This is a genomic window from Bradyrhizobium oropedii, assembly GCF_020889685.1.
In the GTDB taxonomy this organism is placed as follows: Bacteria; Pseudomonadota; Alphaproteobacteria; order Rhizobiales; family Xanthobacteraceae; genus Bradyrhizobium; species Bradyrhizobium oropedii.
Genome location: NZ_JACMYO010000250.1, coordinates 1 through 10,072 on the forward strand (window position 1 = coordinate 1; position 10,072 = coordinate 10,072).

At 65.0% G+C, this 10,072-nt stretch carries 8 protein-coding genes; 5 read left to right on the forward strand and 3 right to left on the reverse strand.

All coding sequences use genetic code 11. The features are described 5' to 3' along the window. Both H8A95_RS38760 and H8A95_RS38765 read left to right on the forward strand, forming a co-directional pair. On the forward strand, positions 1 to 980 hold a 980-nt coding region (locus H8A95_RS38760), incomplete at its 5' end, for an acetyl-CoA C-acyltransferase (protein ID WP_229187848.1). A gap of 254 nt (positions 981 to 1,234) precedes the next feature. Further along, on the forward strand, positions 1,235 to 2,539 hold the full coding sequence (locus H8A95_RS38765; protein ID WP_229187849.1) for an MFS transporter: 1,305 nt from the start codon (positions 1,235 to 1,237) through the stop codon (positions 2,537 to 2,539). Positions 2,540 to 2,563: 24 nt separating this feature from the next. Here the strand turns inward: H8A95_RS38765 and H8A95_RS38770 are convergent, their stop codons facing one another. Beyond that, positions 2,564 to 3,349 (reverse strand): acetoacetate decarboxylase, encoded by a 786-nt coding sequence (locus H8A95_RS38770; protein ID WP_229187850.1) that lies wholly within the window; start codon positions 3,347 to 3,349, stop codon positions 2,564 to 2,566. Positions 3,350 to 3,630: 281 nt separating this feature from the next. On the opposite strand from H8A95_RS38770, the gene H8A95_RS38775 reads away from it, so the two are divergent. Continuing rightward, on the forward strand, positions 3,631 to 4,794 hold the full coding sequence (locus H8A95_RS38775; protein ID WP_229187851.1) for a patatin-like phospholipase family protein: 1,164 nt from the start codon (positions 3,631 to 3,633) through the stop codon (positions 4,792 to 4,794). 118 nt (positions 4,795 to 4,912) lie between these two features. Here H8A95_RS38775 and H8A95_RS38780 read toward each other — a convergent pair whose 3' ends face one another. Both H8A95_RS38780 and H8A95_RS38785 read right to left on the reverse strand, forming a co-directional pair. Further along, on the reverse strand, positions 4,913 to 6,472 hold the full coding sequence (locus H8A95_RS38780) for an acyl-CoA carboxylase subunit beta (RefSeq protein ID WP_229187852.1): 1,560 nt from the start codon (positions 6,470 to 6,472) through the stop codon (positions 4,913 to 4,915). Further along, positions 6,402 to 7,376 carry an IclR family transcriptional regulator gene (locus H8A95_RS38785; protein ID WP_229187853.1) on the reverse strand — a complete coding sequence of 325 codons (975 nt, stop codon included), beginning with the start codon at positions 7,374 to 7,376 and terminating at the stop codon, positions 6,402 to 6,404. The genes H8A95_RS38780 and H8A95_RS38785 overlap by 71 nt, the downstream gene beginning before the upstream one ends. Positions 7,377 to 7,506: 130 nt before the next feature. Between H8A95_RS38785 and H8A95_RS38790 the strand changes: the two genes are divergently transcribed. Together H8A95_RS38790 and glsA are read left to right on the forward strand one after the other, a co-directional pair. Beyond that, entirely contained in the window at positions 7,507 to 7,728 is a 222-nt protein-coding gene (locus H8A95_RS38790; protein ID WP_229187854.1) for an acyl-CoA carboxylase biotin carboxyl carrier protein subunit, read from the forward strand. Positions 7,729 to 8,012: 284 nt separating this feature from the next. Further along, positions 8,013 to 9,872 (forward strand): glutaminase A, encoded by a 1,860-nt coding sequence (gene glsA, locus H8A95_RS38795; RefSeq protein WP_229187855.1) that lies wholly within the window; start codon positions 8,013 to 8,015, stop codon positions 9,870 to 9,872. Positions 9,873 to 10,072 lie beyond the last annotated feature (200 nt).

Sequence of the window (10,072 nt, forward strand, 5' to 3'; positions counted from 1 at the left end):
CCGCGCGCGGCGCCGGGCTGCCGGATGCCACCGGCGCCACCACCGTAAACAAGGTCTGCGGGTCCGGCATGAAGGCGACCATGCTGGCGCACGACATCATCAAGGCCGGCTCGGCCGAGATCGTGCTGTCCGGCGGCATGGAGAGCATGAGCAACGCGCCCTATCTGCTGCAGAAGGCGCGCGGCGGCTATCGCGCCGGCCACGACCGCATCATCGACCACATGATGATGGACGGGCTCGAGGACGCCTATGAAACCGGCCGCTCGATGGGCGATTTCGGCGAGGCGACCGCGGAGGCCTATCAGTTCACCCGCGCCGACCAGGACGCTTTCGCGATGGAGACGCTGAGCCGCGCTCGCAAGGCCGTCGAGAGCGGCGCCTTCAAGGCCGAGATCGAGCCGATCACGCTCGCCGAGAAAGCTGGTCCCCGCATCATCGCCAACGACGAGCATCCGCTGAAGGTCGATCCGGCCAAGATCCCCGGCCTGAAGCCCGCGTTCCGCGCCAACGGCACCATCACGCCGGCCGCCTCGTCGGCCAATGCCGACGGCGCCGCGGCGCTGATTCTGGCGAAGCGTTCGCTTGCCGACCGCGACGGCCTGCCGGTGCTGGCGGAGATCAAGGGCCACGCCACCCACAGCCAGGAGCCGCAATGGTTCACCACCGCGCCGATCCCGGCGATCAGAAAATTGCTCGACAAGGTCGGCTGGAGCGTCGGCGATGTCGATCTGTTCGAGATCAATGAAGCGTTTGCGGTGGTCGCAATGGCGGCGCAACGCGACCTCGGCATCCCGCGCGATCGGCTGAACATCAATGGCGGCGCCTGTGCGCTCGGCCACCCGATCGGCGCCACCGGGGCGCGGCTGATCGTGACGCTGCTGCATGCGCTGGAGGCGCAGAACCTGAAGCGTGGCGTCGCGGCGCTGTGCATCGGCGGCGGCGAAGCCACCGCGATCGCCGTGGAGCGGGTGACGCACTAACGGGTGTCCGCGTCATTGCGAGGAGCGATAGCGACGAAGCAATCCATGCATCCGCAAATGTGGGCCGATGGATTGCTTCGCTTCGCTCGCAATGACGCGGGGAGATGCCGGCCTCTCCGAACGGCCCGCCAAGAGGCGATGGGACCGTTCATTCTCGTGTCTGAAAACGAGGGAACTATGCCATTTTAGACATAGCGCCCTCGTGCCATATTGGGCATCACGCAAAGCTTTCAACGCAATTGATCTGGAACCCAATGATCTCGAACTGGCTTGCTCCCGCTCTCGCCCGCCGCAACATCCATTACGGCTGGGTGATGGTCGCCGTGACCTTCCTTGCCGCGCTGATCTCGGCCGGCACCGTCGGCGCACCCGGCGTCTTCATCGTTCCCTTGCAGAAGGAATTCGGCTGGTCCACCGCCGAAATCTCCTCCGCGTTGTCGATCCGCTTCATCCTGTTCGGGCTGATGGCGCCGTTCGCCGCCGCGCTGATGAACCGCTACGGCCTGCGTAACGTGACGCTGGCGGCGCAACTGATCGTGGTCTCCGGCCTGCTGGCCTCGCTCGCCATGACGCAGGTCTGGCAGCTGATCGCGCTGTGGGGCGTCGCGATCGGGATCGGCACCGGCATGACCGCGCTGGTGCTCGGCGCGACCATTGCCACGCGCTGGTTCGTGGCGCGGCGCGGCCTCGTGATCGGCGTGCTCACCGCGAGCGTCGCGACCGGGCAGCTCGCCTTCTTGCCGCTGCTCGCCACGATCACGGAGCGCTATGGCTGGCGCGTCGCGCTTGGATTCGTCTGCGTCATGCTCGGCGTCGCCGCCTTTGCGGTGCTCATGCTGCTGCGCGACCGGCCGAGCGATGTCGGCCTACGCCCGTTCGGCGACGAGGGTACCGCGCCCCTTCCCGCGCCGCTGCCGGCCACCGCGCCGATCATGGCGGCCGCGCTCGGTACGCTGCGCGACTCCTCGAAATCGTCGGTGTTCTGGATCCTGTTTGCGACCTTCTTCGTCTGTGGCGCCTCGACCAACGGCCTCGTCCAGGTCCATTTGATCCCGATGTGCCTCGATTACGGCATCCCGCAGGTGCAGGCCGCGAGCCTGCTTGCCGCGATGGGCATCTTCGACTTCTTCGGCACCATCATCTCGGGCTGGCTGTCGGACCGTTACGACAACCGCTATCTCTTGTTCTGGTATTACGGCCTGCGTGGCCTGTCGCTGCTGTATCTGCCGTTCTCCGACTTCACGTTCTACGGGCTGTCGTTGTTTGCCATGTTCTACGGCCTCGACTGGATCGCGACCGTGCCGCCGACGGTGCGGCTCACCGCGCAGCGCTTCGGTGCCGAGCGCGCCAATCTGGTGTTCGGCTGGATCTTTGCCGGCCATCAGCTCGGCGCCGGCGCGGCCGCGTTCGGTGCCGGCGTGTCGCGCACGGTCTATGCCAGCTATCTGCCGGCGTTCTTCATCGCGGGCGCGCTCTGCGTCTGCGCGGCGGTGATCACGCTCGCGATTGCGCGGCCGCAGCCGAAGCCGGTGGCAGAGCCGAAGCCGGCGGCGGCCTGAGGCCGCTGCCCGCTTCAGTCTGTGCTACTCCGCCGCAAGGCCGGTCGGCGCTGCCGCCTCGGCGGCTTCCTTGTTGTAGTCGTGCACCACGCGGCCGAACGGCAGCGTCAGATCGGCGATGTAGTGATGCGCGCCGACGACGCGCTTGACCGGGAAATCCGCAACCGGTGCGTTGACGTGCGGCACGAGATGCAGCCGGCCCGGCCCGATCCACGAGCCCTTGACGACGATGTCGGTCAGGTTGATCGCAACCAGCTGGCAGATATCGAGGTGACCGTCGACGCCCGGGATCATCTTCAGATTGACTTGCGTCTTCGACAGCGTGGCGCGGGTGATGTCGCCATTGCCCGCCATGCTCTCGTGCTTGTAGCCCATCGTGCCCATCGCGACGAGCTGGCCGGCATATTCCAGCGTCCCGGTCAGCGTATCCTTGACGATCTCGAGCTTGGGATGGGCGTACTTCTTCGGAAAGCCCCAGATCTCGCGGCCGGCCGCGATCGGCGGATCATCGTCGAGATACATCTGGCAGACGAAATTGATCTCTTCGCCGTGCAGGCGCGCGGGGATCACGAGGCCGGACTCGGTGTAGCTGCCGAAGCCGGAGCTGTCAGGCATCTTGATCCATTCGTAATGCACGATCGCCTGCTCGATCGGCTCCAGCGGTTCAGGCAGGCCGGCGCGGATCAGCTCCGGATCGGTCTCATAGGTGATGACGAGGAATTCGCGATCGATGAAGCGGTAAGGACCCGCGGGATAGCTCGGACCAGCAGCCGGCATCGACGGAAGCTTGAGCAGATCTTCCCTGCGCATCGCAATATCCTTTTGTTTGCAAAGTTTGCGCGAAAGCTAGCGGCCGAGATTGACAGCGATGTGAGGGATTTCCGTCAGGTGCGTGACCTCGGTTACGCTTGCGTGACCTCAGTTGCGCTTGCTTGACCTCGGTTACGCTGGCGCGACCCGCGTTTCGTCGATGAGGCCAATGCTAACCATGCAGGCGGGCATGGCGGATGCGCCGTACGCGTGCGCGGCGCCTGTCATCACGGCGTCATCGGCGGACTGAATTGTCGCCGCGAAATTCTGGAGTGTCTGATATGGACGCGCGAACTCCCCATTTGGACGATATCGAACACGCGACGCCCGGCTGGCGTCCCGAAGGATGCGATCGCGTGGCGCTGGTCCTGCAGGGCGGCGGCGCGCTCGGCGCCTATCAGGCCGGCGTCTATCAGGCGCTGCATGAATCCAATATCGAGCCCGACTGGGTCTGCGGCGTCTCGATCGGCGCGATCAACTCGGCGATCATCGCCGGCAATCCGCCGTCGAAGCGGCTGGAGCGGCTGCACACGTTCTGGGATCGCATCACCAGCCGCAAAATCTGGCACTACACGCCGGACGGCGACATCTTCCGCAAGGCGCGCAACTTCACCAGCTCATGGTTGACGACGACGTTGGGGCAACCCGGCTTCTTCACCCCGCATCAAGCCAATCCGTGGTTCAGCCCGGCCGGCGCGCGCACCGCCACCAGCTACTACGACACCACGCCGCTGCGTGACTCGCTGCTCGAGCTGGTCGATTTCGACCGCATCAATTCCAAGACAATGCGCTTCGCGGTCGGCGCGGTGAACGTGCTGTCCGGCAACTTCATCTATTTCGACAATGCCCATGACGAGATCATCCCCGAGCACATCATGGCGAGCGGCGCATTGCCGCCGGCGCTGCCGATGGTGAAGGTCGGCACCGATCATTTCTGGGATGGCGGGATCGTCTCCAACACGCCGCTGCAGCATTTGCTCGACCAGGAAGACAACGCGAACTCGCTGGTGTTCCAGGTCGACCTGTTCTCGGCGCGCGGGATGCTGCCGCGCGACATCCAGGACGTGATGGCCCGGCACAAGGACATCATGTATTCGTCGCGCACCCGCTACAACACCGACGTCTACCGCAAGACCTACAATCTGCGCACCGCCCTGCACAACGCGCTGGGAAAAATCCCGGACGACCAATTGTCGGAAGAGGAACGCCAGCTCAAGAAGGCGAACAGCCGGCTGCCCGGGATCACGCTGCTGCAGCTGATCTATCAGCAGAAGGCCTATGAGGGCGACGCCAAGGACCACGAATTCTCCGGCACCTCGATGCGCGAGCACTGGGCGAGCGGACACGAGGACACCAAGCGTTCGCTGAAGCGGCGCGAATGGATCAAGATGCCCGAGAACGGCATGGGGATCGTGATCCACGACGTGCATCGGGAAGCAGAGTAGTAAGCGGACGCTCCTTCACCGTCATTGCGAGCGAAGCGAAGCAATCCACGCCTCCCCTCAGGGATAGATGGATTGCTTCGTCGCTGCGCTCCTCGCAATGACGGCGGAGGAAGAGCCCTTACGGCCGCGTCGACATGTTGCTCGGCGGCCCCGCCTTGCGGATCGGCTCGGCAAGGCGGGCGAACTCGCAGAGCAGCGAGCGCGTCTTGCGCGGGTCGATCACCTCCTCGACCCAGAACTTCTCGGCCGAGCGGAACGGCGAGCGCAGCTTGTTGAGCCGATCCTCGATCTCGCGCAGCTTGGCGGCGGGATCGGCGGCGGCATCGATCTCGGCGCGATAGGCGGCCTCGATGCCGCCTTCGAGCGGCAGCGACCCCCAATAGGCCGACGGCCAGGCGTAGCGCATCGAGAAGCGATTGGCCGGCTGATGCACCACCCCGGCGACGCCGAAAGCGTTGCGGATGATGATCGTGCACCACGGCACCGTGCTCTGGTTCACCGCGGCCATTGCCCGCACGCCGTGGCGGATGGTCGCCGACTTCTCCGCTTCGAGCCCGATCATGAAGCCGGGGCAGTCCATCAGATAGACCACCGGCAGATGGAAGGTCTCGGCGAAGTCGACCCAGCGCACCACCTTCTGGCACGCGTCCGAAGTCCATGAGCCGCCGTAGTGGAAGGGATCGCTGGCGAGCAGCAGCACCGCCCTGCCCTCGATCCGCGCCAGCCCCGTGATGACCGGCCGGCCGAAGTTGCCGGCGACCTCGAAGAACGAGCCCTTGTCGACGACGGCCTCGATGATCGGCCGCATCTTGTAGACCTGCCGCCGGTTGCGCGGCACGGCCTTCAGCAGTGACTCCTCAGCCCGTTCCGGATCGTCGGTGCAGGGAATGGTCGGCGGCAGGTCGTAGACCGACGCCGGCAGATAGGACAGGAAGCGCCGCGCGTAGTCGAACGCCTCCTCTTCCGTCTCGACGGCCTGATCGATCGCGCCGGCGCGGGTCTGGATATCGGCGCCGCCAAGCTCCTGCTTGGTCAGATCCTGGCCGAGCCGCTTCACCACCGGCGGGCCGGCGACGAACATCGCGGAGCTCTTGGTCATGACCGAATAATGCGTGGCCGCCAGTCGCGCGGCGCCGAGGCCCGCGACCGAGCCGAGCCCGAGACCGACCACCGGCACGCGCGCAAGATTGGCGGTCGTGTACCAGTACCAGCGCGTGCCGCCGACGCCGCCGGGCAGATTGGCGGCGCCCCTGGTCTCGATCGTCTTCACCGAGCCGCCGCCGCCGGAGCCTTCGATCACGCGAACGATCGGCAGGCGGAAATCATGCGCCATCTCCTCCGCCATCAATGGCTTGGCGGAAATCGATGCATCCGCCGAGCCGCCGCGCACGGTGAAATCGTCGCCGACCACGACCACGGTGCGGCCGTCGACCCTCGCGCGGCCGAACACACAGTTCGCCGGCGTCAGATTCTTGAGTTCGTTGCTCTCGTCGTATTCGGCGATGCCGGAGATGGCACCGACTTCGTGAAAGCTGTTCTGGTCGACGAGCTTGTCGATGCGCTCACGAACCGTGAGCCGGCCCTGGTCGCGTTGCCGCTTGACCTTGTCAACGCCTCCCATCTCCCGCGCGAACGCTTCGCGCCGGGCGAGGTCGTCGAGTTCCGGCTTCCAGTTCATTCACTGCTCCCGTCTTGATGATTTTGTTGTTGTTATGGGTGGTCACCGGAAGCGACTTGCGTTCGATCCGATTGCTGAAGATGTCGCCGTCGGCGCCTTCGAGCAGGCTGCCGAGTGCAGCGGCGAGTTCGACCATTTGCGGCGCGACCTCGCGATGCAGCCGCTGCTCGTCATACATTGCCGACAGCAGGCCGATCGTGGTGACGACATAGGTCTGATATTGCGGCGACCATAGCGGCACCGCGACGCCGTTGATGTGCGGGCTCCACAGGCCGCAGGCGACGACGTAGCCGTGCTCCTGCAAATGTCGGCGATTGGCCTCGATGCGCGGCGTCAGCATCTTGGCGCCGTCGGGCAACTCGCCCTCCATCTCTGCGATCAGCGCGTCGCCGATCGCGGGATCGAGCGCTGCGGTGTAGGCGTGGCCGGCGGCGGTGGTCGCCATCGAGATGCGGCTGCCGGTGGCCTCATGCAGCCCGAGCGCGTTCGCCGCGCGGGCGAACTCCAGATAGACCAGATGAAAGCGGTCGGGGATGACGAAGCCCACGGTGCCGGGCAATTGATCGGCGACATCCTGCAAACGCAGCCGGATCAGATTGCGAAGCTGCAACCCCTTCATCATCGTGGTGCTCATCGCGACCGCACTCGGGCCGATGCGATATTTCTGATCGCGCGGCAGATAAACGAGCTGTCCCATCCGCGTCAGCGTGTGCGTCAACCGCGACACCGTCGAACGCGGCAAGCCGCAGCGGTTCGAGATTTCGAGATTACCGAGCCGCGCCTCGTGTCCCTCGAAGCACCTCAACACATCGAAGGCGCGCGACACCACCTGGATCACATCGTCATCGCCAGTCTCGCTGGCGAGCATTCCCTGCCTGCTAAGCCGTTCCGAGCGCCGTCCCATTTTGTTTGGCTCCATTCCGTCATGCGGAATAAAATTCCACTTGCAGATGAAGCTACCTCAGGCAATCTGCCGCCACAACAAAAAGCCGTTCGCCGGATGAAATTTCCGCAAGACGGTATCGGAGAGTGGAATGCCAGAGATCAAGGTTGTGACCGAAGTTGCCGGGCGCGTTTGCGCGCTTCCTGTTGAAGCTGGCAACAGCATCGGCAGCGGCGACGAGATTGCGTTCGTCGAAGCGATGAAAATGGAGATCCCGGTCACATCGACGACAGCAGGCAAAATCAAGTCGATTCTGGTCAAGATCGACGATGTCATCGCTGAAGGCCAGGCCATCGCGATCGTCGAGACCTGACGGCGGACCGTCAGGCCGCCCCGCGCGAATCAAATTCCCAGATGCCATGTCCCGGTCCGCGGCTCCTCAGGAGCCGCACAGGATCGCATGCTGTTTCGCTTTCGAAACATTCCCGGCTCAAATGTTTCGTATGACGAGACAATTGCCGAGCAATCGCTCGTTTTGTGAACATCTGTTCGAAAACAGGCAGCCCCCCCCGGCTCGCGCCTGCACGGGCGCCGCACAGCCGACGTCGCTGCGCGCTCGGTTGCGTGCGCCCTGATTGCGTTGCACAACAGGAGGCGATGAAACGATCGCCTCCTCCCGTCACCGCCACCACCACGGCCTGGTCCAGCTCGAAGCCGCCCCTGCTGCGGTTTCTGCACACGTGTTACGCAGACTTCCTTCCGGAGGCGGCGGGCACGGTCGCCGACTACATCCCGGAGCTCGGCAAGGCCGACCCTGCCCATTTTGGCATCAGCCTTGCGACGCTCGACGGCCATGTCTACGAGGTCGGCGACACCAGGGTGCCCTTCACCATCCAGTCGATGTCGAAGCCGTTCGTGTTCGCGCTGGCGCTGGACACGCTGGGCGCCGAGCGGGTGGAAAGCGTGATCGGCGTCGAGCCGTCCGGCGACCCCTTCAATTCGATCCGGCTCAATGCCGACAACCACCCGTTCAATGCGATGGTGAACGCAGGCGCGATCGCCTGCTCCGGCTTGCTCCATGCCGACAAGGGTGACGGTGCATTCGACTACATCCGCCAGGCACTCGGCCGCTTCGCCGGCCGCGAGCTCGACGTCGACGAGGCGGTCTACACTTCCGAGAGCGCCACCGGCGACCGCAACCGGGCGATCGGCTATCTCCTGCGCACCAACAGCGTGATCACCGACAACGTGCCCGCGGTGCTCGACGTCTATTTCCGGCAATGCGCCATCCTCGTCACCGCGCGCGACACCGCCGTGATGGCGGCTACGCTGGCCAATCGCGGCATCAATCCGTTGACCGGTGAACAGGTGGTGACGCCCTACGCGATCGCACGCACGCTGTCGGTGATGACGTCGTCCGGGATGTACGATTACGCCGGCGAATGGATCTACCGCGTCGGCATCCCCGCCAAGAGCGGCGTCGGCGGCGGCATCCTGGCGGCGCTGCCGGCGCGGCTCGGGCTCGGCAGCTACTCGCCGAAGCTCGACAAGCACGGCAACAGCGTGCGCGGCATCAAGGTCTGCGAGGCGCTGTCGGCGCATTACGACCTCCACATGCTGAACCGCAGCGACGACGCCCGCCACAGCATCATCGCCGATTACAACATCGGAAAGAATCCGTCGCGGCGGGTGCGCCGGCCGCAGGAACAGGAGATCCTGGCCAAGCACTTCCAGGAGGTGCGCGTGATCGAGCTGGTCGGCACGCTGTCGCTGTCCAATGTCGACTATGTTTCGCGCCGTCTTGCCGGCAGCCCGCGACCGGAGTTCGTGATCTTCGACCTGCGCCGCGTCACCGCGACGACCCGCGCGGGCGCAAGGCTGGTCGCGGAGGCCTTCCAGGAGCTGGCCGAACTCGGCGTCACCGTGATCCTCTCCGGCATCAAGCGAACCTCGCGCGAATGGACCACGATCAGCGAGTGGACCAACCGGCTCGGCAATATCAGGGATTTCTATCTGCTCGATACCGCGATCGAGTGGGCGGAAGACCAGATCGTCTACCGCTATGGCGGCTCGATCGACTTCCTCGAAACCACAGAGCTTTCCGAGCAGCCGCTGCTCGCCGGATTGAGCGAGGCGGAGATCGCCGAGCTCAAGCCGCTCTGCACGGTCAGGACCTATCAGCCGAATGAAAAGATCATCGCCGCGGGCAGCGAGGCGACCTCGCTGTTCTTCCTGCGCAGCGGCGTGGTCCACGTCACCCTGCCCGATGGCATCCGGCTCGCGACGCTCACTGCCGGCATGGCGTTCGGCGAGATGGCGCTGTTGGAGCCGAAGCGCTCGGCCGACGTCGTCGCCGATATGTCGGCCACCGCCTATGAGGTGGCAAGCAGGGATTTCGAGCGCTTCCGCGAGCAACACCCGCGCGCCGGCGAACGGATCATGCGCAACCTCGCACAGATCCTCGCCGAGCGGCTGATCGTGGCGAATGCGAAGGTCGACTTGCTGACGTCGGGGTAGATTTCCGTCCCGCCGCGCGAGGATTTGTGCAACTCGTCATGCCCGGGCTTGACCCGGGCATCCACGTCTTGGTGCTGACCATGAAGAAAGACGTGGATGGCCGGGTCAAGCCCGGCCATGACGTCGGAGGGCGCATGCGATCCGGCCTCTCCCCGCGCGCGGGGAGAGGCAAGGAGATTTCGCGTGCCGGCAGCCCTCAG